Annotated in this window: 17 protein-coding genes, 2 tRNA genes and 1 pseudogene; 5 read left to right on the forward strand and 15 right to left on the reverse strand. The window is 66.8% G+C overall.

What is annotated here, in order from left to right; genetic code table 11:
• Positions 1-17: 17 nt before the first annotated feature.
• The 7 genes from ispC to rpsB form a co-directional block, all read right to left on the reverse strand.
• Positions 18-1,202 (reverse strand): 1-deoxy-D-xylulose-5-phosphate reductoisomerase, encoded by a 1,185-nt coding sequence (gene ispC / locus ABSY19_RS01670; protein ID WP_382158483.1) that lies wholly within the window; start codon positions 1,200-1,202, stop codon positions 18-20.
• Positions 1,203-1,207: 5 nt separating this feature from the next.
• Positions 1,208-2,029: a phosphatidate cytidylyltransferase gene (locus ABSY19_RS01675; protein ID WP_382158485.1), complete on the reverse strand. Its 822-nt coding sequence runs from the start codon at positions 2,027-2,029 to the stop codon at positions 1,208-1,210.
• The gene (uppS, locus tag ABSY19_RS01680; protein ID WP_382158487.1) at positions 2,022-2,789 is read right to left on the reverse strand and encodes a polyprenyl diphosphate synthase; all 768 of its coding nucleotides are present in this window, start codon (positions 2,787-2,789) and stop codon (positions 2,022-2,024) included. Before uppS ends, ABSY19_RS01675 begins: the two co-directional genes overlap by 8 nt.
• A 25-nt stretch (positions 2,790-2,814) precedes the next feature.
• Positions 2,815-3,375 carry a ribosome recycling factor gene (frr, locus tag ABSY19_RS01685; RefSeq protein WP_382158489.1) on the reverse strand — a complete coding sequence of 187 codons (561 nt, stop codon included), beginning with the start codon at positions 3,373-3,375 and terminating at the stop codon, positions 2,815-2,817.
• Positions 3,376-3,418: 43 nt separating this feature from the next.
• The gene (gene pyrH / locus ABSY19_RS01690) at positions 3,419-4,129 is read right to left on the reverse strand and encodes a UMP kinase (protein ID WP_291121862.1); all 711 of its coding nucleotides are present in this window, start codon (positions 4,127-4,129) and stop codon (positions 3,419-3,421) included.
• Positions 4,130-4,276: 147 nt separating this feature from the next.
• Complete coding sequence (gene tsf, locus ABSY19_RS01695; protein ID WP_291121863.1) at positions 4,277-5,170, reverse strand: translation elongation factor Ts; 894 nt, start codon at positions 5,168-5,170, stop codon at positions 4,277-4,279.
• Positions 5,171-5,284: 114 nt separating this feature from the next.
• A complete protein-coding gene (gene rpsB / locus ABSY19_RS01700) occupies positions 5,285-6,040 on the reverse strand; it encodes a 30S ribosomal protein S2 (protein WP_291121864.1) in 756 nt (251 codons plus the stop codon).
• Positions 6,041-6,410: 370 nt separating this feature from the next.
• Between rpsB and ABSY19_RS01705 the strand changes: the two genes are divergently transcribed.
• A complete protein-coding gene (locus tag ABSY19_RS01705; protein ID WP_382158491.1) occupies positions 6,411-7,664 on the forward strand; it encodes an FAD-dependent oxidoreductase in 1,254 nt (417 codons plus the stop codon).
• Between the two features lie 73 nt (positions 7,665-7,737).
• A complete protein-coding gene (locus ABSY19_RS01710; protein WP_382158492.1) occupies positions 7,738-9,321 on the forward strand; it encodes an NAD(P)H-hydrate dehydratase in 1,584 nt (527 codons plus the stop codon).
• 8 nt (positions 9,322-9,329) lie between these two features.
• On the opposite strand, the gene ABSY19_RS01715 is transcribed toward ABSY19_RS01710, so the two are convergent.
• The 3 genes and pseudogenes from ABSY19_RS01715 to rnr form a co-directional block, all read right to left on the reverse strand.
• Positions 9,330-9,881: a YggT family protein gene (locus ABSY19_RS01715; protein WP_382158496.1), complete on the reverse strand. Its 552-nt coding sequence runs from the start codon at positions 9,879-9,881 to the stop codon at positions 9,330-9,332.
• A 41-nt stretch (positions 9,882-9,922) separates the two neighbouring features.
• Entirely contained in the window at positions 9,923-10,858 is a 936-nt protein-coding gene (locus tag ABSY19_RS01720) for a gamma-glutamyl-gamma-aminobutyrate hydrolase family protein (protein WP_382158498.1), read from the reverse strand.
• Positions 10,859-10,881: 23 nt separating this feature from the next.
• Positions 10,882-13,145 (reverse strand): annotated as a pseudogene (rnr, locus tag ABSY19_RS01725) (ribonuclease R).
• 64 nt (positions 13,146-13,209) lie between these two features.
• On the opposite strand from rnr, the gene ABSY19_RS01730 reads away from it, so the two are divergent.
• Positions 13,210-13,294 (forward strand) — tRNA-Leu (locus tag ABSY19_RS01730).
• A gap of 161 nt (positions 13,295-13,455) precedes the next feature.
• On the opposite strand, the gene rimO is transcribed toward ABSY19_RS01730, so the two are convergent.
• Positions 13,456-14,847 (reverse strand): 30S ribosomal protein S12 methylthiotransferase RimO, encoded by a 1,392-nt coding sequence (rimO, locus tag ABSY19_RS01735; RefSeq protein ID WP_382158500.1) that lies wholly within the window; start codon positions 14,845-14,847, stop codon positions 13,456-13,458.
• A gap of 154 nt (positions 14,848-15,001) precedes the next feature.
• Between rimO and ABSY19_RS01740 the strand changes: the two genes are divergently transcribed.
• Complete coding sequence (locus ABSY19_RS01740) at positions 15,002-15,613, forward strand: DUF72 domain-containing protein (RefSeq protein WP_382158501.1); 612 nt, start codon at positions 15,002-15,004, stop codon at positions 15,611-15,613.
• On the opposite strand, the gene phaR is transcribed toward ABSY19_RS01740, so the two are convergent.
• The 4 genes from phaR to ABSY19_RS01760 all read right to left on the reverse strand — a co-directional run bounded on the left by phaR (position 15,603) and on the right by ABSY19_RS01760 (position 19,775).
• Positions 15,603-16,145: a polyhydroxyalkanoate synthesis repressor PhaR gene (gene phaR / locus ABSY19_RS01745; RefSeq protein WP_297401674.1), complete on the reverse strand. Its 543-nt coding sequence runs from the start codon at positions 16,143-16,145 to the stop codon at positions 15,603-15,605. The two genes, ABSY19_RS01740 and phaR, sit on opposite strands and share 11 nt — an antisense overlap.
• A gap of 222 nt (positions 16,146-16,367) precedes the next feature.
• Positions 16,368-16,444, reverse strand: a tRNA-Val gene (locus tag ABSY19_RS01750).
• Between the two features lie 63 nt (positions 16,445-16,507).
• On the reverse strand, positions 16,508-18,832 hold the full coding sequence (locus tag ABSY19_RS01755) for a RelA/SpoT family protein (RefSeq protein ID WP_382158503.1): 2,325 nt from the start codon (positions 18,830-18,832) through the stop codon (positions 16,508-16,510).
• Between the two features lie 22 nt (positions 18,833-18,854).
• Positions 18,855-19,775, reverse strand: coding sequence for an alpha/beta fold hydrolase (locus ABSY19_RS01760; protein WP_382158504.1), 921 nt, complete (start codon positions 19,773-19,775; stop codon positions 18,855-18,857).
• A gap of 91 nt (positions 19,776-19,866) precedes the next feature.
• On the opposite strand from ABSY19_RS01760, the gene ABSY19_RS01765 reads away from it, so the two are divergent.
• A complete protein-coding gene (locus ABSY19_RS01765) occupies positions 19,867-20,637 on the forward strand; it encodes a 3-hydroxybutyrate dehydrogenase (protein ID WP_382158506.1) in 771 nt (256 codons plus the stop codon).
• Positions 20,638-20,658: the final 21 nt, after the last annotated feature.

The raw sequence follows: 20,658 nt of genomic DNA on the forward strand, positions 1-20,658 counted from the left end.
TGGCGGCCGTCGGGCCGTCAAGCCGTCAACCGGTCGATCTGGACTTGCGCGATGGCGCGCGTTTCCGCGTCGATCGCCAGCAGGTCGTCCAGGCCCTGGGGCTTCGAGGGGGTCAGGGCCTGCAAAGTTGCATGGTTGACGACGTGGATCTGGTCGAACCGCAGCCGATGGTCCAGAAAGGCCGCCACGGCGACCTCGTTGGCGGCATTGAGCACCGCCGTCGTGCCCGCCGGGCCCCCCAGGGCCTCCCAGGCGAGGCGCAGACCGGGAAAACGCCGGTCGTCGGGCTTTTCGAAACTCAGAGCACCCAACGAAGCGAAGTCCAGTGCGGCCGCACCGGAGACGATGCGCTCCGGCCAGGACAGGCCATAGGCGATGGGCCCACGCATGTCGGGGGTACCCAGCTGGGCCACCACGGAGCTGTCGGTGTACTGCACCATCGAATGGATCACGCTTTGCGGATGGATCACCACTTCGATCTGCGAAGCGGGCAATCCAAACAGATAGCAGGCTTCGATGACTTCCAGCGCCTTGTTCATCATGGTCGCCGAGTCCACCGAGATCTTGCGGCCCATCACCCAGTTGGGATGCGCACAGGCCTGCTCCGGCGTCACCTCGTGCAAGGTCTGCGGATCGCGCGTGCGGAAAGGACCCCCGGAAGCCGTGAGCACGATCTTGTCGACCCGGCGCGACCAGGTCGTGGGGTCTTCAGGCAGCGATTGAAAGACCGCCGAGTGTTCGCTGTCGATGGGCAGCAGCGTCGCACCGCCTTCGCGAACCGCCCGCATGAACAGCTCGCCGCCGACCACCAGCGCCTCCTTGTTCGCCAGCAGCAGCTTCTTGCCCGCCTGCGCGGCCGCCAGGCTGGGCGAAAGACCGGCGGCTCCGACGATGGCGGCCATCACAGCATCCACCTCCGGATCGCGGCTGACGTCGCACAAGGCCTGCGCGCCCGACAGCACCTCGACCGACAGGCCGAGCTCGCGCACGCGGCCGGCCAGTTGCTGCGCATGCGCCGGGCTGGCCATGACGGCGTAGCGGGGAGCAAAGCGCTGGCATTGCGCCAGGATGGCCTCCACCTGCGTGGCGGCGGTCAGCGCAAACACGGTGTAGCGCTCCGGATGGCGGGCGATCACGTCCAGCGTGCTGACCCCGATCGAGCCTGTGGAGCCCAGAATGGTGATGGCTTGGGGGCGGGTCATGGCAATCAGACGGTGATGAGCATCATGGCCAGCGGCAACACGGGCAGCAAGGCGTCGACGCGATCGAGCACGCCGCCATGGCCGGGGAGCAGCTGGCTGGAATCCTTGGCACCGGCACTGCGCTTGACCAGCGACTCCACCAGATCACCGACCACGCTCATGGCGACGAGAAACACCAGCGACAGCACCGCCAGCGCCGGCCCCAGAGCCCAGAGCCGCGCATACAGGCTGGTGCCTTGCGCATCGGCCCAGAGCCAGCAGGCCGCCAGCACAAAGACCCCCAACAATCCACTGATGGCGCCCTCCCAGCTCTTGCCCGGGCTGATGGTGGGAGCGAGCTTGCGCCGCCCCAGGGCCTTGCCACCAAAATAGGCGGCGATGTCGGCCGTCCAGACCAGCAGCAGCACGGAGAGCAGAAAGCCCAGACCTTCCAGGCGCGCGTGCACCATGGCCAGCCAGGCACAGGCGATGAGTGCCAGCCCCACCCAGAGGCGCAGGCCGACAGGCCAGGCGCTCCAGCCTTTCACGCCACGGCCCAGCATCACGACAGCGAGCAACACCCAGGCGGCCCCCACGGCCAGCCAGAGCGGGCGCAGCGACAGGTTCAGGCCACCGGCCCACCAGACCACCGCCATCAGGACACCCAGACCCAAGCCCAGACCCAGCGAGAGCGAAGAGCCGCAGCCATTGAGGCGAGCCCACTCCCAGCCGCCCGCCACGATCAGCAGCAGGGTCAGGGCGGCAAAAGGCTCGATCAAGGGGTAAAACAGCGCGGGCAGCAGAACGGCCAGCAACAGCACGGCCGTGATGATGCGCTGCTTAAGCATGTCGCTGGCCCACCGCGATCACCTCGGGCTCGACCTCGGCCCGTTGCTCGGCGGTTTGGCCGAAGCGGCGCTCGCGCCGGGCGAATTCGGCCAATGCGCGGTCCAGTTCGGCCGCATCGAAATCGGGCCAGAGGCAGTCGGTGAACAGCAGCTCCGTGTAGGCCGACTGCCAGAGAAGGAAGTTGCTGATGCGCAGCTCACCACCGGTGCGGATCAACAGATCCGGGTCGTCCACGTGGGCCAGCGCCATCGCACCTGACAGGCTTTGCTCGGTGATCTCCACGCCTTGCTGGGCGAGGCGCCGGGCGGCCTGGGCGATGTCCCAACGCCCCCCATAGTTGAAGCACACGTTCAAGACCAGGGTGTGGTTGTGCGCGGTCTCGCGCTCGGCCGCCTCCAGGCCTTGCACCACCCGGGTCGACAGGCCTTCCCGGTTACCTGGGAAATGAAGTTGCACGCCACTCTTTTTCAGGCTGGGGACCTCGCGCGACAGGGCTATCGCCAGCAGGTCCATGAGACCGGAGACCTCTTCCACCGGGCGGTTCCAGTTTTCGGACGAGAACGCGAAGACGGAGAGCACGGGCACGCCTCGCTCGATGCACGCCTTGACCACCCCGCGCAGCGCGTCCACGCCCTGCTTGTGCCCGGCCGCGCGCGGCAGCCAGCGTTTCTGCGCCCAGCGGCCATTGCCGTCCATGACGATGGCCACATGGCCAGGCAGTTTCGCCGGCACGGAGGGAGGAGTTGCAGCAGATGCCATGGCCAGGGTCGATGGAAGGGGCGGATCAGACCGCCATGATGTCCTGCTCTTTGGACGCCACCAGCCGGTCCACCTCGGCAATCATGCGGTCGGTGAGCTTCTGGATGTCTTCCTGCGAGCGGCGGTCGTCGTCTTCGGACGCCAGCTTTTCCTTGACCAGCTTCTTCACCGATTCGTTGGCGTCGCGCCGGAGGTTGCGCACCGCGATCTTGGCGGCTTCGCCTTCACCCCGGACCACCTTGGTGAGCTCCTTGCGGCGCTCCTCGGTCATGGGAGGCATGGGAACGCGGATCAGGTCGCCCTGGCTGGAAGGATTCAGGCCCAGATCCGACTCGCGAATGGCCTTCTCGATCTTGGCGCCCATGCCTTTTTCCCACGGCGACACGCCGATGGTGCGCGCGTCGAGCAACGTCAGGTTGGCGACCTGGGACAGCGGCAGCATGGAACCGTAATACTCCACGTGCACGGTGTCCAGCAAGGCGGGGTTGGGCCGGCCGGTGCGGACCTTGGTCAAACTGTTCTTGAGCGCTTCCACCGATTGAAGCATCTTGTGCTCAGCGGTTTTGCGGATGTCGTCGGTGCTCATGAAAACTCCTCAATGCAGCAGGAAATGGAATGCCGTGTGGGCATCAGACGTGAACCAGCGTGCCCTCATCGCCTCCCAGCACCACCTTGCGCAGCGCGCCGGGCTTGAAGATCGAGAACACCTTCACGGGCAGTTTCTGGTCGCGGCACAGGGCAAAGGCGGTGGCGTCCATCACCTGCAGGTTCTTGCTCATGGCCTCGTCGAAGGAAATGGTGGTGTAGCGCGTGGCGCTGGGGTCCTTGTTCGGATCGGCGGTGTAGACGCCATCGACCTTGGTGGCCTTGAGCACGATCTCGGCGCCGATCTCGGCTCCGCGCAGCGCCGCGGCCGTGTCGGTGGTGAAGAAGGGGTTGCCGGTGCCGGCGGCGAAGACCACGACCTTGCCCTCTTCGAGGTATTGCAAGGCCTTGGGGCGAACGTAGGGCTCGACCACCTGCTCGATGGCAATGGCCGACATCACGCGGGCGACCAAGCCGGCCTTGTCCATGGTGTCGGCGAGGGCCAGCGAATTCATCACGGTGGCAAGCATGCCCATGTAGTCGGCGGTGGCGCGGTCCATGCCGACCGAGCCCCCGGCCACGCCGCGGAAGATGTTGCCGCCACCGATGACGATGGCCACCTGGACGCCCAGGCGGGTGACTTCGGCGATTTCTTCCACCATGCGCACGATGGTGGCTCGGTTGATGCCGAAAGCGTCATCGCCCATGAGGGCCTCTCCCGACAGTTTCAACAGAATCCGTTTGTAGGCTGGCATGAGGCAACTTTCAGGAAATCGATAAACAAAGATTCAACCGGCAAGTGTAGCGAGGAGCCCGCATTCACCTGCCGCTTCGGGGCGTAAATAAGCCCCATACGGCACAACGGGCCTTGCGGCCCGTTGTCTCGTCCAGTCTCGGCAGGATCAGGCGCCCTTGGCGGCAGCCACTTGCGCGGCCACTTCCGCCGCGAAGTCGTCGACCTTCTTCTCGATGCCTTCGCCCACCACGAACAGGGTGAAGCCCTTGACGTTGGTGCCAGCGGCCTTGAGCATCGCGCCCACGGTCTGCTTGCCGTCGGCGGCCTTCACGAAGACCTGGTCGAACAGCGACACTTCCTTGAGGTACTTCTGCACCGAACCTTCCACCATCTTGGCGACAATGTCGGCAGGCTTGCCCGATTCGGCGGCCTTGGCGGCGGCCACCGAGCGCTCGCGCTCGATCAGCTCCGCAGGCACGTCGGCCGAGGTCAGCGACACCGGCTTCATCGCGGCCACGTGCATGGCGACGTCCTTGGCCGCCACGGCATCGCCTTCGAACTCCACCACCACGCCGATGCGGGTGCCGTGCAGGTAACCAGCGAGCTGGCCGCCGTTGGCCCAGTGCTTGAAGCGGCGGAACGACATGTTTTCGCCGATCTTGCCGATCAGGCCCTTGCGCACGTCTTCCAGCGTGGGACCGAAGCCGTCCTGGCTGTAGGGCAGCGCGCCCAGGGCTTCCAGGTCGGCAGGGTTGTGTGCCGCCACCAGCTGGGCGGCCGCATTGGCCAGCGCCAGGAAGCTGTCGTTCTTGGTGACGAAGTCGGTTTCGCAGTTGACTTCGATCAGGGCACCGGTGGTGCCATTGATGGAGCTGGCCACAACGCCTTCGGCGGTGACGCGGCTGGCGGCCTTGCCGGCCTTGGTGCCGAGCTTGACGCGCAGCAGCTCTTCCGCCTTGGCCATGTCGCCGTCGGCTTCGGTCAGGGCTTTCTTGCACTCCATCATGGGTGCGTCGGTCTTGGCGCGCAGTTCGGCGACCATGCTTGCGGTAATTGCCATTTCAGTTTCTCCGTTCGCCGTTGTGCCCCGGCGGGCAAAACGGTCTGTTTCAATGATCGGGTGGCCTTATGAAAAAGGGGCTACAGGAGCCCCTCTTTCATGCAAGAGTCAGGCTCAGGCAGAAGCGTCTTCCTTGACTTCCACGAACTCGTCGGCGCCTTCGGCGGCCACGGCTTTGACGACATCGTTCACCGCGTTGCTGCGGCCTTCGATGATGGCGTCGGCGATGCCACGGGCGTACAGGGCCACGGCACGGGCCGAGTCGTCGTTGCCGGGGATGACGTAGTCAATGCCCACGGGCGAGTGGTTGGTGTCGACCACGCCCACCAGCGGGATGCCCAGCTTCTGGGCTTCGAGCACGGCGATCTTGTGGAAGCCCACGTCGATGACGAAGATGGCATCGGGCAGCGCATTCATGTCCTGAATGCCGCCGATGTCCTTCTCGAGCTTTTCCATTTCGCGAGCAAACATCAGCTGCTCTTTCTTGGTCATGCTGTCCAGGCCGGCTTCCTTCTGGGCTTGCATGTCCTTCAGGCGCTTGATGGAGGTCTTGACCGTCTTGAAGTTGGTCAGCATGCCGCCCAGCCAGCGCTGGTCCACGAAAGGCACGCCGGCGCGGCGGGCTTCCTGGGCCACGATGTCGCGCGACTGGCGCTTGGTGCCCACCATCAGGATGGTGCCGCGGTTGGCGGAGAGCTGGCGCACGAACTTGGCAGCCTCTTCGAACAGGGGCAGCGTCTTTTCGAGGTTGACGATGTGGATTTTGTTGCGATGGCCGAAGATGTACGGTGCCATCTTGGGGTTCCAGAAGCGGGTCTGGTGACCAAAGTGGACACCGGCTTCCAGCATTTCGCGCATGGAGATAGACATGAGTTAACTTTCCAGAGGTTGAGTCTAAAATCCAGCCCCGATCACCTGTGCATTGAACGGACCGCTGACGGTCCAGGTGCTTCAGGCAACACCCGGTTGGGCTGGTTTGCGATTTCGCTCTGCAAGGGCGGCAAGAACGGTGTTCGAGCCAGCCATCTGCAAAGCCCATCGATTATAGCAGCCCGACCGATCCCGTCCTACTTTCGCTCTCTGGACCGCGCTCCGAACGGAATCGCGTCCGGGGTGTTTCTGCGCCACGACCCATGCCCGATGTCCCGTTGACCGTTGATTACCCACCCCCTTCCCACCCAGGGGCGCCCTCGGCACCCGTCGGGGGCGCATCTTGAGGGTCGCGGTGGTGGGCGCGGGTGTGATCGGCACCACAACCGCGTTCGAACTGACGCGCGACGGCCATGAAGTCACGGTGTTCGAGCGCCGCAGCACCGTGGCCGAAGAAGCCAGCTTTGCCAGCGGTGCGCTCGTCGCCGCTGGTTGGACAGCCGCCTGGAACCGGCCCGAACGCAGCCTGCGCATGCCCTGGGTCTCGCGCCCGGGAGGACTGAAACTGGCCCGCTTGCCCCGCGGCGGAGAGTGGCGCTGGATCTGGCGCTGGCTGCAGGCGGGCCAAGGCCCACGCCAGGTCGAACACCACCGGCAGATGCACCAATGGGTGCAGTACAGCCAGCAGCGCCTGCTGGAAATCACCGAGGAACGGGACCTCGACCATGACCGCAGCCAGGGCATGCTGGTGCTCTGGCGCAACGCGCGGGAGGCGGAGCAAGCCCAGCCCGCCCTGCAACAGATGAAGGACCTTGGGATCGCCTGCCGTGAACTCTCGGCCGATCAGGCCCGCGCGCTCGAACCCGCCCTGAATCCTGAAACGCCGTTGCACGGTGCGGTCGAACTGGGCGGGGAAGCCGCGGCCAATTGCCGGGAATTCGCGCTGTCGATCCGCGTCGAGGCCCAGCAACTCGGTTGCCGCTTCGTGTTCAGCACGTCGGTGGACGCCATCGAAACCCTGGGCCCCACGGGTGGTGTGAACCTGCGGCTCTCGAGCGCAAGCACCCCGGATGCCAACGACGTGCAACGCTTCGACGCGGTGGTGGTGTGCGCGGGGGTGCACAGCGCTCGCCTGCTGCACCCACTCGGGCTGCGCCTGCCTTTGCAGCCCGTCTACAGCCACTCGCTCAGTGCTGCGGTGCGTGAGCCGCTGGACGCCCCGCAGTCGGCGGTGCTGGACGCCGGCCATGGCATCTCGATCGCCCGGCTGGGCCAGCGCATTCGCGTGGCCGGCGGCAGTGAGTTCGGCGCCACGCCCGGCCAGCCTTCCAAAGCCACGCTGAAACGGCTTTACGGCGTGCTGGCGGACTGGTTTCCCGGTGCTGTGCGTCTGGGTGGCCCCCGGGGCAGCGTGCAGGAATGGCAAGGCGCCCAGGCCACGCTGCCCGATGGCCCTCCGGTGCTGGGCGCCACGCGCCAACCCGGCGTGTGGCTGAACCTGGGCCACGGCGGCGCCGGCTGGGCCATGGCCTGCGGCACCGCCCGGGCGCTGGCCGATCAGCTGTCAGGGCGTTCTGCCGAGATCGACATCACCGGCAGCTCGCCCCAGCGCTTCGGTCTCTGAGACCATCCGCGGGCGGTCAGCGCCTGCGCGCAAACATGTTGAAATGCGCCCATTCCTTGAGAGGAGCGAGACCTTGGACACGCGCAGCTTCAACACAGGCACCCGCCCGCACCCGGTGTCCGGCACCGGCCGCGCTGCCTTGTACGGCAGCGCCGCCACGCGGCAGATCGAACAGCAGGCCGCTTCCACCCTCCCCCACCACACCTTGATGTCGCGCGCCGGCCTGGCGGTCGCGCGGCTGGCGCGGGCCCTGCAACCGCACGCGCGGTGCATCTGGGTGGCCTGCGGGCCCGGCAACAACGGGGGCGACGGCCTGGTCGCGGCCACCCACCTGCACCAGTGGGCGCAGGAACGGGGCGACTTTCCCGAAGTGATCGTGACACATGCGGTGCGGGATGAGGCCCGGATGCCGGCCGACGCCCGTCAGGCCCTGCGGGCCGCGCGCGCCGCCGGCGTGCCGTTCAGCGACGGACCGCCGGCGCGCTTCGATCTCGCCATCGATGCCCTGTTCGGCATCGGCCCACAAAGGGCGTTGAAGGGGCCTCTCGCCCCATGGCTGGACCTGCTTCGCTCCTGCACCCAGCCCGTGCTCTGCGTCGATGTCCCCAGTGGGCTGGACGCCGACACAGGCGTCCTGGCGGCCCTGAACGCCCCTTCCCTGGCACCGCCGGGGCCGCGCCACACGCTGTCGCTGCTCACCCTGAAGCCCGGTTTGTTCACCGGCACCGGACGCGACGCCGCCGGCAGCGTCTGGTTCGACGACCTGGATGCCCCGCCAGCGACCGCCGTGCCTGTGACCGCCTGGCTGGCTGGGCAGCCCAAGACCACGGGCACACGGCCGCATGCCAGTCACAAGGGCAGCTTCGGCGACGTGCTGGTGCTCGGTGGCCAAGGCATCGCCGTGCAGGGCGCGGGCATGACCGGTGCCGCCGTGCTCGCCGCCCGGGCCGCGCTGCACGCCGGCGCGGGCCGCGTGTTCGTCGGTCTGCTCGAAGGTGATGCAAGCAGCCCGACGCCTTGGGACCCCGCCTGCCCCGAACTCATGTTCCGCCATCCGCAGCGGCTGCTGGAGCCCGGCGTCCTCGAAACCGCGAGTGTCGTCTGCGGTTGCGGCGGCGGCGCCTCGGTGGCTGCGCTGCTGCCGCGCGTGCTCTCGGCCGCCCGAACGCTGGTGCTCGACGCCGACGCGCTCAATGCCATCGCCACCGACACCGCGCTGCAAACCCTGCTCGGCCACCGCCACGGCCGGGACTGGACAACGGTGCTCACCCCGCATCCCCTGGAAGCCGCGCGCCTGCTGGGCACCACAACCCCCGAGGTCATGGCCCATCGATTGAAGGCTGCACAGGCGCTGGCCGATCGCTTCGGCGCCTTGTGCGTGCTCAAGGGCTCTGGCTCGGTGTTGGCCTCGCCCGGCGAAGTGCCGCTCATCAACGCCAGCGGAAACGCCGCTTTGGCCACCGCCGGCACGGGCGATGTGCTCGCCGGCATGATCGGCAGCGCGATCGCGCCAGCCGGGCTTTCGGGCGAAGGGGTGCGGGACAGGGTCGCTGCGGCCGTGCATCAGCACGGCTGGCTGGCCGACCACTGGGACGATGGCGCTGCCCCTGGGCTCACGGCCGGACGCTTGGCGGCGCGGGTGCGGCCACCGGGCTGAAAGCCCGATCAGCCCAGCAGCATCAGGCCGACCTGCAGCAGGATGATCACCACCAGCACCGACAGGTCCACCCCGCCGATCAAGGGCACGACCCGGCGCACCGGGCGCAGGATGGGCGCGCACAGGCGGTCGAGCGTGCCCATCACCGGCGATTGCGGCTGCACCCACGACAGGATGGCGTAGCCGATCAGCAGGATCATCAAGCCCTGCAGCAAGGTGCGCACCAGCAGGCGCACCGCCATGCTGAAGACGATCGTCACCACTCCGGCGGCCGAGCCGGGCGCCGCAGACACGCTCGCCGCCAGCAACCACCACAAGACGCCGAACGCCAACGAAAGCAGCACGGCCGCACCGAGACTGCCCCAGTCGATGCGGCTCTGCGCCAGCGAGCGTGGCAGCACCCGGCGCAGGGGTGCCACCAGCCAGTCGGTCACTGCGATCGCGAAGCGCCCCGGTTGGCCCGACATGTTGATGCGCAGGTGATTCATCCACGCCCGCAACAGCGCCGCCGCCACAAGGAAGAAGAAGAAGGTTTCGAGCAGGAAGAAAACAATGCGCATGGCGTGAGAGCAGCGGAGGACGGAGGGGACAGAGTGTAGGCTCAGGCGCCCAATCGCAAGGGCGCCCGCGGCGTGCGCGGATCGGGTTCGTGCCCGCTGGCCAACCGCTCCAACGCGGCGGCCCGCGAGGCCTCCAGAAAGTCCAGCATGATGGGCGAGCTGTCGGCCAGCGCATCGCGCCCATGGTGGAACTCGGGGTGCCATTGCACGCCGCGCGCATAGGTCCCGCCGGTCCAGCGAATGGCCTCGACCATGCCGTCCAGCGTGGACACGGCCTCCACCACCACGCCCTTGCCCAATTCCGCCACCGCCTGGTGATGGATGCTGGTCACCCGCAGCTGCGAGGCATTCGGATACAGCTTGGTCAGTGCCGTGCCCTGGAGAAAGGTCACGTCGTGTTCCAGTTGGTCGTACAGGTCGGTGTCGACGTGGGCATGGGCCGCCGGGCATTGCGTCGGGATGTCCTGGTACAGCGTCCCGCCAAAAGCCACGTTGAGCAGTTGAGCGCCCCGGCAGACGCCCAGCACCGGCTTCTTCTGAGCGAGAAAGGTTCGCAGCAAGGCCAGCTCATAGCGGTCGCGCACCACGTCGCCCTGCCAGCGTGGGTCCATCGGGGTCTGCCCGTAACTCTGGGGCGCCACGTCGGCACCGCCTTGCAGCACCAGGGCATCCAGCTCCTGCACCACCTGCTCCACCTTGAGGTGACGCGCCGCGTGTTTGCTGTCGTGCGCCACGGCCGGCACCATGAAGGCCACCGCCCCGTGCTCCATGATCCAGTGGGCCAGCGACTGTTCGATGTACTGCAGGATCTTGTTTCGAAACCCCAGCTCCTGCGGCGCCTGGTGCAGCAGGCGCGCCGAGACACCGATGCGCAAGGCCCGGTCGGTGGGCACGGCCGCAGGCTCGCGCCGGCGCACCACGGTGGCCTTGGCAGGCTTGGCCGCAGGGCTTTTGGTCAGGGCGGCGGACTTGGGCATGGCGTAGTCGGGTGAGGACCGGTTCAGCGCCGGCTCTTGCGCGATTGGCTCGCGGTGCTGCGGGCACCACCCCGCTCGCCCTTCTTGCCCGCCGCCTTGCGCACGGCGGCCTTGACGTCCATGGCGGGCGCCTGGCGCCCCTGCGGAGCGCCCTCGCTCCGGTTGCGGCGCGACTTGCCCCCCGGGCAGGCGGCGCCTGATGGTCGGGAGAGGAAGGCAAACCGGTCTTGTCGCGCATGGCCCGCAACACGAGGTCGTCGTCACCGCTGACCAGCCGGAAGTCGATGCGCCGGCCATCCAGGTCCACCCGGCTCACCTGCACCTGCACCCGGGTGCCCAATGCATAGCGAATGCCGGTGCGCTCGCCACGCAGCTCCTGGCGCGCCTCGTCGAACCGGAAGTACTCACCGCCGAGTTCGGTGATGTGCACCAGCCCCTCGACGTACATCGCATCGAGCGTGACAAAGAGGCCGAAGCTCGTGACCGCGGTCACCACACCGCTGAACTCTTCGCCCAGGTGTTCGCGCATGTACTTGCACTTGAGCCAGGCCTCCACATCGCGGCTGGCCTCGTCGGCGCGGCGCTCGTTGGCGCTGCAGTGCAGGCCCGCGGCCTGCCAGGCCAGCGTGTCGGCCGACGGCTTCTTCACCACCTCGCCCGCCACCGGCGGCTTCACACGGCTCGCCAGCCGCTTGCTCAACTTGGCGTGCGCCTCGCCCGGCGTGGGCAGGTTCGGCAGTTCATAGCGCTTGCGCGCCAGGATGGCCTTGATCACGCGGTGCACCAGCAGGTCGGGGTAGCGCCGGATCGGGCTCGTGAAGTGCGTGTAGGCCTCGAACGCGAGACCAAAGTGGCCGCTGTTGATGGGCGTGTAGATCGCCTGCTGCATGGAGCGCAGCAGCATGGTGTGGATCTGCTGGGCCTCGGGGCGGTCCTTGGTGGCGTTGGCGATCGCCTGGAAATCGCCCGGCTTGGGGTTGTCGCCGATCGTCTGCGACACACCCATGGCCTTGAGGTAGTTGCGCAGGATTTCCTGCTTCTCCGGCGTGGGGCCTTCGTGCACGCGGAACAGACCGGTGTGCTTGCCCTCCTGGATGAAATCGGCCGAGCACACGTTGGCCGCGAGCATGGCTTCCTCGATCAGCTTGTGCGCGTCGTTGCGCGTGCGCGGCACGATCTTCTCGATGCGGCCCGACTCGTCGCAGACGATCTGCGTCTCGGTGGTTTCGAAATCCACCGCACCGCGCTCGCCGCGCGCCATCAGCAGGGCGCGGTACACGTCGTGCAGGTTGAGCAGGTAAGGCACCAGCGCCTTGCGTTGCGCGGCCTCCGGCCCCCGGGTGTTCTGCAGGATCGCGGCCACCTCGGTGTAGGTGAAGCGCGCGTGGCTGAACATCACCGCCGGGTAGAACTGGTAGGCATGCACCTCGCCCTTGGCATTGACCAGCATGTCGCACACCATGCACAGGCGTTCGACACCGGGGTTCAGCGAGCACAGGCCGTTGGAGAGCTTCTCCGGCAGCATGGGAATCACGCGGCGCGGGAAATAGACCGAGGTGGCGCGGTCATACGCATCGACGTCGATCGGTGAACCGGTCTCCACGTAGTGGCTCACGTCGGCAATCGCCACCAGCAGGCGCCAGCCCTTGCCCTTGCCGACCTTCGCCGGCTCGCAATACACGGCGTCGTCGAAGTCGCGCGCGTCTTCGCCGTCGATCGTCACCAGCGGCACGTCGCGCAGGTCGACGCGGTGCTTGTGGTCGGCGGCCCGCACGTGGTCCGGCAGCGCGCGCGCCTGGGCCAGTGCGGCATCGGAAAACTCGTGCGGCACGCCGTACTTGCGCACCGCGATCTCGATCTCCATGCCGGGGTCGTCGATCTCACCCAGCACCTCCTTCACGCGCCCCACCGGTTGACCGTACAGCGCCGGCGGCTCGGTCAATTGCACCACCACCACCTGGCCGGGCTTGGCCGATCCGGTGGCGCCCTTGGGGATCAGCACGTCCTGCCCGTAGCGCTTGTCCTCGGGAGCGACGAGCCACACACCGCTTTCCTGCAACAGGCGCCCGATGATGGGGGAGTCGGAGCGCTCGACGATTTCGGTCACGCGCCCTTCGGGGCGCCCCTTGCGGTCCAGCCGCACGATGCGGGCCTTGACCCGGTCCTTGTGCAACACCGCGCGCATCTCGTTGGAGGGCAGGTAGATGTCGGCCTGGCCATCGTCGCGGATCACAAAACCGTGTCCATCGCGATGTCCGGAAACGACACCTTCATATTCGGCCAACAGGCTGTTTTTTTCGTTCACTTTTTGGATCGCTTTTTTCTCTGCTATACTTCTGGTTTTCCTGAAAGCCCAGGTGGCGGAATTGGTAGACGCACTAGTTTCAGGTACTAGCGAGTAACATCGTGGAGGTTCGAGTCCTCTCCTGGGCACCAATCATAAAGGGCTTGCAAACGTGATGTTTGCAAGCCCTTTTCTTTTGCCTTATCAAGATGCAAAGCCTGCAAGCAGGCTTTGCGCATACGGTTGAGTTGCTTCACATTCTGAAGCACCCGATGTGGCCGGCGAGTGTGCAGTCCGGCCATCGCAGTCACCGTCAAACCGGGACCGCCAACAGGTCGTGTCCCTGTGCCGCGACCACACGGGCCTTGGTGAATTCGCCGACCTTCATGGTCTTGCTGATCTTCTCTGGCGGCAGCAGCCGCACCACACCATCGATCTCCGGCGCATCGGCGTAACTGCGTCCAATGCCGCCCTTCTTGCCCAGGCCCGGCGCGGAATCCACCAGCACCTGCATGGTCGCGCCCACGCGCTGCTGCAGCTTCTCGGCCGACACGGCCTCGGCCACCGCCATGAAGCGCGCCCGGCGTTCTTCCCGCACGGCATCGGGCACGGCGTCCGGCAGCTCGTTGGCCGTGGCACCCGGCACCGGCGAATAGGCGAAGCAGCCGGCGCGGTCGATGCGCGCCTCGCGCACGAATTCCAGCAAGTGGTCGAACTCGGCCTCGGTCTCGCCAGGGAAGCCGGCAATGAAGGTGCTGCGCACCACGATCTGCGGGCAGAGCTCGCGCCAGCGCGCGATGCGCTCCAGGTTCTTCTCACCACTGGCGGGCCGCTTCATGCGGCGCAGCACGTCCGGATGGCTGTGCTGCAACGGCACGTCCAGGTAAGGCAGGCACAGGCCGTCGGCCATCAGCGGAATGATCTCGTCCACGTGCGGATACGGGTACACATAGTGCAGCCGCACCCAGGCGCCATAGCCCTGGGCCAGTTCACCCAGCGAGCGCACGAGATCGAACATGCGCGTCTTCACCGGCTTGCCATCCCAGAAGCCGGTGCGGTACTTCACATCGACGCCGTAGGCCGAGGTGTCCTGGCTCACCACCAACAGCTCCTTCACGCCAGACTCGAACAGCTTGCGCGCTTCGGTCAGCACGTCGCCGATCGGTCGGCTCACCAGGTCGCCGCGCATGGACGGGATGATGCAGAACGTGCAGCGGTGGTTGCAGCCCTCACTGATCTTCAGGTAGGCGTAATGGCGCGGCGTGAGCTTGATGCCCTGCGGCGGCACCAGGTCCACGAAGGGGTCGTGCGGCTTGGGCAGGTGCTCGTGCACCGCCGTCATCACCTCGTGCGTGGCATGCGGGCCGGTCACGGCGAGCACGCTGGGATGCATCTGCCGCACCAGGTTGCCACCACCCTCGCCTTCGCGCGCGCCCAGGCACCCGGTAACAATCACCTTGCCGTTCTCGGCCAGGGCTTCGCCAATGGTGTCCAGACTCTCGCGAACGGCGTCGTCGATGAAGCCGCAGGTGTTGACGATCACCAGATCGGCACCGGCAAAGGTCTTGGAGGTTTGGTAACCCTCGGCGCTGAGTTGCGTGAGGATCAGTTCGGAGTCGGTCAGCGCCTTGGGGCAACCCAGGCTGACGAACCCGACTTTGGGTGTTTTGGCGGCGGAGGCGGTGTCGTAAGTCATTGTTTCCATTTGAATTCCGCCGGGCTACCTGGCTGAAGAGCGTGGTCCGATATTGTAAGGCGGCGCGTCGATTTGGCTGGCAGCACATTCCTTGGCCCCTCGCAGGCAGCGGTCGGCCAGACAGGCACGGGCACCGGCACGCGGATTGCCACACACGAGCGGCATGACACGGACCACACCTTCCCTCCACATCGGCACCGCAGGCTGGGGCCTACCGCGAGCGGTGGCCGAGGCATTTCCGGGCGACGGAGCGCTGCTGGAGCGCTATGCACGGGTGCTGGGCTGCACGGAAATCAACACCACCTTCAGCCGCACCCACCGCGCGGACACCTTCGAGCGCTGGGCGATGCAGACACCGACAGGTTTCCGCTTCTCGGTGAAGCTGCCCAAGGCTTTCACGCACGTGGCGCGGCTGAAGGTTCCATCCCGGGAGGTGGGCACCTTCGTTTCGTCGCTGGCGGGACTCGGCGAGCGCCTGGCGGTGTTGCTGGTGCAACTGCCGCCGTCGTTGGGATTCGATCCCGAGGCGGCACGCGACTTCTTTCGCTCGGTGCGCGCGGAATACCCGGGTGCCGTCGTCTACTGCAGTTGGCACGGCTCGCCACGCATGTATTGGTCGGCTTACGACGACGACTGGCTTGAGGCCAGGGCGCGAGAGTTGTTGAACTGGCCAGCGACCACCCAAGTCTGGTGCATCTTCGACAACACTGCGGCGGGCGCAGCAGCCGACGACGCGCTGCGGCTGGCAGCGAGAATGGCGAGACTCAGCGCTTGAGCCCCAGCGCCGCCAGCATCTGCTCGCTGTTCTTCTGCATCTGCTCCTGCATCTGCGTGAAGGCCGTGCGCGACTGCTCCAGGTAGGTGCCCATCATGCCCTGCATCATGGGCGACTGCACGTTCATGAACTGCTTCCAGGCTTCCGGGTTGACGCCCGTGGACTGCTCGGCCATCTTGTGCTGCAGATCCATGAAGATCTGGACGTTCTTTTCGAGGTAGGCGCCCATGAAATCCTGCATGGCATGGCCATAGAACCGGATGATGTTGGCCAGCACCTGCTCGGTGAAGATCGGCACGCCCGCGGTCTCTTCTTCCAGGATGATCTGCAGCAGGATGCTGCGCGTGAGGTCGTCGTTGGTCTTGGCGTCCCGTACCACGAAGGGCTCGTTGTCCATGACCAGCGACTTCACTTCGGCCAGCGTGATGTACGACGAGGTGTCGGTGTCGTAGAGACGCCGGTTCGGGTACTTCTTGATCACACGCACGGCGGGCGCACGTTCGCTGCCGCTACCGGCCTTGGTTTTTTGCACTGCGGGACTTTCTGGAAGGAACGGGCGAACAAGGCCCGTCGTCTGCGGGAAGGATACGGCACATTCTAAAAACCCGCCCCTGGGCCGCAAGCATGGGTTTTCCCTGTGCGGGGAGCCTTGCGAGACAGCGTCCGGCGATGCCCTGGCGCCGGACAGACGAAAAAAAAGCAGACTGCGGGGTCTGCTTTCTGTTTCCGGGGCCTGGTTGACCCCGAAGAAGTTTGGTAGGCGCGATTGGACTCGAACCAACGACCCCCACCATGTCAAGGTGGTGCTCTAACCAGCTGAGCTACGCGCCTACAAACGATTCGAAGCCTCGCAGTATAGCAGTGTTCCGGGGCACTTCTGGCCGACCCATCACATCATTTGCGGCGCACCACCCGCACACCCGGCACATCGCCCACCACGGACATGGCCCGCTGCACCTGCCGGGCGTCCGACACTTCGATGGTGAAGGTCATCCAGGCCACGTCCTTGACCGACTGGGTCTGCACCCCGATCACGTTCATCTTCTCGCGGGCGAACACGTCGGAAATGTCACGCAGCAGGCCCTGGCGGTCCTGCGCCTCGATGGCCACGTCCACCGGGTACACGGCCGCACGGCCATCCCGATCCGGGGCGACCTGACCACTCCACTGCACCTCAATCACGCGGTCCGGGTTCTTGCGCTGCAGGTGGGCGAAATCGCTGCAATCGGCTCGGTGGATGCTCACGCCCTTGCCGCGCGTCACGAAACCGCCGATGTCGTCCGGCGGCGCCGGCTTGCAGCACTTGGCCAGTTGCGTCATGAGCGAATCCACCCCGACCACCAGCACCCCGCCGCTGGGCTGGCTGGAGGACTTGCGTGGCTTCTTGAGCCACACGGGAATTTCGGACGGCTCCTCGGGCTCGGGCGGGCGCAGGTGCGTCTCGATGGCCCGCAGCGACAGTTCGTCCTTGCCCACCTGCTCGAAGAGCTCCTGCGCGGAAGCCAGGCCCATGGACACGGCAAGGTCGTCGAACTTCAGCGCGGTCTTGCCCTCGCGCTGCAGCAGTTTTTCCACCGCCTCGCGCCCGCGCGCCATGGTCTCCTCCATGGCCTGCGCGTTGAACCACGCGCGCACCTTGCTCTTGGCCCGGTGGCTGACGAGGTAGCCCAGTTCGGCATTGAGCCAGTCGCGCGACGGCCCGCCCTCTTTCGCGGCGGTGATTTCCACTGTCTGCCCGTTCTGCAGGGGCGTGTTGAGCGTGACCATGGCGCCATCAACGCGCGCGCCCCGGCAGCGGTGGCCGAGGTCGGTGTGCACGCTGTAGGCGAAGTCCACCGCCGTGGCACCCTGGGGCAATTCGACGATGGCCGCATCGGGTGTGAGCACGTAGATGCGATCGTCGAACAGCCCCTGCGCGGTGCCGCTCAGGTCGCGTTCCCAGGCCAGCAGCTGGCGCAGCACCGCGATCTTGGCGTCGTACTCCGAGCTGGCCGAGACGCCGGCATAACCCTTGGCTCCCGCCTCCTTGTACGCCCAATGCGCGGCCACGCCGTGTTCGGCATGGTCGTGCATGGCCTGGGTGCGGATCTGGATCTCGAAGGCCCGGCCCTGCTCATCGCGCACCACCGTGTGCAGCGACTGGTAGCCGTTCGGCTTGGGTTTGGCGATGTAGTCGTCGAACTCGTCGGCCACCGGCACGTAGTTCGCATGCACGTGGGCCAGCGCGGTGTAGCAATCGTCGCGGCCGGTCACGATCACGCGCAGCGCTCGGATGTCGAACACCTGGTCGAAGTCCAGCGACTTGCCGCGCATCTTCTTGACGATGCTGTAGATGTGTTTGGGCCGTCCCTGCACGGAAGCGGCCACGCCCTGGCGCTGAAGCTCGGCCTCGAGCTGCTGGCGCACCTGCTCCACATGGGCTTCGCGTTCGGCGCGTTTCTCGTCCAGCAGCCGGGCCACGTGCTTGTAAGTCTGCGGCTCCAGGAAACGGAAGGCCAGGTCCTCCATTTCCCATTTGATCTGCCAGATGCCCAGGCGGTTGGCCAGCGGCGCGAAGACGTGCAGCGACTCGCTGGCGAGCGCGTCGCCAGGCTCGCCCTTGCAGGCGGCGAAGTAGCGCAGGGTCTGCAGTCGGGACGCCAGGCGCAGCATGACCACGCGCAGGTCGCGCGAGAAGGCCAGCAGCATCTTGCGCACGTTCTCGGTCTGGCTCGCGGCCAGCTCGGACACCGGCGCCTTGCCGGGCGTGGCCACGGGCAGGGCCTGCTCCTGCGCCGCCTGCCGCTCTTCCTCCTTCTTGGCCAGCACCTCGGCCGACTTGATGCGGGCCTGGCGCTGCAACTGCACCAGCTTGGTGGTCTCCAGTGCCAGCGCCGCGAAGTTGTCGCCAAACGCCTTGGCGATCACCTCTTGCGGGCGGTTCAGATGCTGGCAGGCGTACACCAGATACGCCGCCGCCTGCATCGCCTCGGAGCCGCCGATGTCGTGCAGCACGCCGGCCACGGCATCGGCGTGCGCCAGGGTGTTCTCGCCGGTGTCGAGCTGTTCGCTGCCCAGCAAGGGTTCCGCGAACGCGCGCGCGCGGGCCAGTGCGTTGGCCTGCTTGGGCAGGCTGTCGGAAGTGGCCGCCACGATCGCCGAGGGCACGGCCGGCGCGCGCTCGATGAGGGTGGCCGCATGGGAGGCCTCGGACGAGGTCGGGGAAATCACACGTTTCATGAATCGCTCAACAACCCACCGCTCAGTCGGACCAGAGGAAGTCCCGGACGGCGGCCACCTGATCATCGGCCACCAGCGTCGGCGCGTGGCCCACGCCGTCAAAAACCACACAGCGCGCCCTGGGACCGCGCCGCTCCATCTCGGCGGCGGTGGCCTCGGAGAGCAGGTCCGACTGCCCGCCGCGCAGCAGCAGGGTGGGCGCGGTGATGGCGTCGTACAGCTGCCAAAGGGTGGCCTCGCCGTCACGGGCGATCTGCCGGGCCTGTGCCTCGTCGGCCATGCCGGTCAGGGCCTTGACCGGCATGGCGATGGCCGGGTCGTAGTGCAGCCACCAGCGCCCGTCGCGCTCGCGCAGCAGCGGCAGGGACAGCGCCCGCCATTGCGCCGGCGTGTGGGGGCCGAAGCCGGTGGAAATCGAGGCCAGGTAATCCAGGGCCGCCTGCTCGCTGTCGAACGAGGGGTTCTGGCCCAGGTAGGCGCTGATGCGCTGCAGCGCCTCCCACTGGATGGCCGGCCCCACATCGTTGAGCACCAGGCGGCGTGGTGCCAGAGCGGGCTGGGCCGCGATCGCCATGCCGATCAGTCCGCCCATGCTGGTGCCGACCCAGTCGATCACGGCCTTCGGGTTCGCTGCGCGCACATGCATCAGCAGCGCCGCCAGGTCGGCCGCGTAGGTGGGCACCTGGTAGGCCATGGGATCGGCCAGCCAGTCGCTGTGGCCGCGCCCGGTCACGTCGACCGCGATCACGCGGCAGCGGCCGACCAGGGCGCGCGCCAGGGTGTCGAAGTCGCGCCCCTGGCGCGAGAGACCGTGCACGCAGACCACGACATGGCGGTGGTCGCCCGAGGCGCTGGCCCAGTCCCAATAGGCCATGCGGCGCGGTTCGCCGGTGCGGGCCACGGGCCCGGTGACGGGAAGGTATTGGAGGTTCGGTTCTTGCATGGTGTGACAGTGCGAAGCGGGCGCCTGGAGGCGTCCGTGATAATGCCTTGAGCGCTTTTCAACCCATCGTACTGGAACTGGAGTTCACTTCATGCTTGCCAACAAGACCGCCCTCGTCACCGGCTCCACCAGCGGCATCGGCCTGGGCATTGCCAAGGCCCTGGCGCGCCAGGGTGCCAACATCGTGCTCAACGGTTTCGGCGATGCCGAAGGCCCCAAGGCGGAGATCGCTGCGCTGGGGGCCAAGGTCGCCTACCACGGCGCCGACATGAGCAAACCGGCGGAGATCGAGGCCATGATGGCCTTCGCGGCCAGCACCTTCGGCCAGGTGGACATCCTGGTGAACAACGCCGGCATCCAGCACGTCGCGCGCGTGGAAGACTTTCCCGTCGAGCGCTGGGACGCGGTCATCGCCATCAACCTCAGCAGCGCCTTCCACGCCAGCCGCCTGGCCCTGCCCGCGATGCTCAAGTCCAACTGGGGCCGCATCATCAACGTGGCGTCGGTGCATGGGCTGGTGGGTTCGGCCGAGAAGTCGGCCTACGTCGCGGCCAAGCACGGCATCGTGGGCCTGACCAAGGTCACGGCGCTGGAGAACGCCACCACCGGCGTCACCTGCAACGCGATCTGCCCGGGCTGGGTGCTCACCCCGCTGGTGCAGAAACAGGTGGACGCCAAGGCCGCGGCGCAAGGCATTTCCAACACGGACGCCACCAAACAGCTGCTGGGCGAAAAAGAGCCGTCCATGCAGTTCACCACCCCGGAAGAACTGGGCGAGCTGGCGGTGTTCTTCTGCTCGGCGGCCGGCAACAACGTGCGGGGCGTGGCCTGGAACATGGATGGCGGCTGGGCCGCCCAGTAACCGCAGCACCCCCGCCGCGCT

The sequence above is a fragment of the Hydrogenophaga sp. ANAO-22 genome (assembly GCF_042466645.1).
In the GTDB taxonomy this organism is placed as follows: domain Bacteria; phylum Pseudomonadota; class Gammaproteobacteria; order Burkholderiales; family Burkholderiaceae_C; genus Hydrogenophaga.

Excerpts from the sequence above, each read along its gene's own strand:
- ABSY19_RS01675 (WP_382158485.1), bottom strand. The coding sequence starts at position 2,029 with ATGCTTAAGCAGCGCATCATCACGGCCGTGCTGTTGCTGGCCGTTCTG.
- ABSY19_RS01715 (WP_382158496.1), bottom strand. The coding sequence starts at position 9,881 with ATGCGCATTGTTTTCTTCCTGCTCGAAACCTTCTTCTTCTTCCTTGTG.
- ABSY19_RS01755 (WP_382158503.1), bottom strand. The coding sequence starts at position 18,832 with ATGAAACGTGTGATTTCCCCGACCTCGTCCGAGGCCTCCCATGCGGCC.
- pyrH (WP_291121862.1), bottom strand. The coding sequence starts at position 4,129 with ATGCCAGCCTACAAACGGATTCTGTTGAAACTGTCGGGAGAGGCCCTC.
- frr (WP_382158489.1), bottom strand. The coding sequence starts at position 3,375 with ATGAGCACCGACGACATCCGCAAAACCGCTGAGCACAAGATGCTTCAA.
- ABSY19_RS01760 (WP_382158504.1), bottom strand. The coding sequence starts at position 19,775 with ATGCAAGAACCGAACCTCCAATACCTTCCCGTCACCGGGCCCGTGGCC.
- tsf (WP_291121863.1), bottom strand. The coding sequence starts at position 5,170 with ATGGCAATTACCGCAAGCATGGTCGCCGAACTGCGCGCCAAGACCGAC.
- rpsB (WP_291121864.1), bottom strand. The coding sequence starts at position 6,040 with ATGTCTATCTCCATGCGCGAAATGCTGGAAGCCGGTGTCCACTTTGGT.
- ABSY19_RS01720 (WP_382158498.1), bottom strand. The coding sequence starts at position 10,858 with ATGCCCAAGTCCGCCGCCCTGACCAAAAGCCCTGCGGCCAAGCCTGCC.
- uppS (WP_382158487.1), bottom strand. The coding sequence starts at position 2,789 with ATGGCATCTGCTGCAACTCCTCCCTCCGTGCCGGCGAAACTGCCTGGC.
- ispC (WP_382158483.1), bottom strand. The coding sequence starts at position 1,202 with ATGACCCGCCCCCAAGCCATCACCATTCTGGGCTCCACAGGCTCGATC.
- rimO (WP_382158500.1), bottom strand. The coding sequence starts at position 14,847 with ATGGAAACAATGACTTACGACACCGCCTCCGCCGCCAAAACACCCAAA.
- ABSY19_RS01740 (WP_382158501.1), top strand. The coding sequence starts at position 15,002 with ATGACACGGACCACACCTTCCCTCCACATCGGCACCGCAGGCTGGGGC.
- ABSY19_RS01765 (WP_382158506.1), top strand. The coding sequence starts at position 19,867 with ATGCTTGCCAACAAGACCGCCCTCGTCACCGGCTCCACCAGCGGCATC.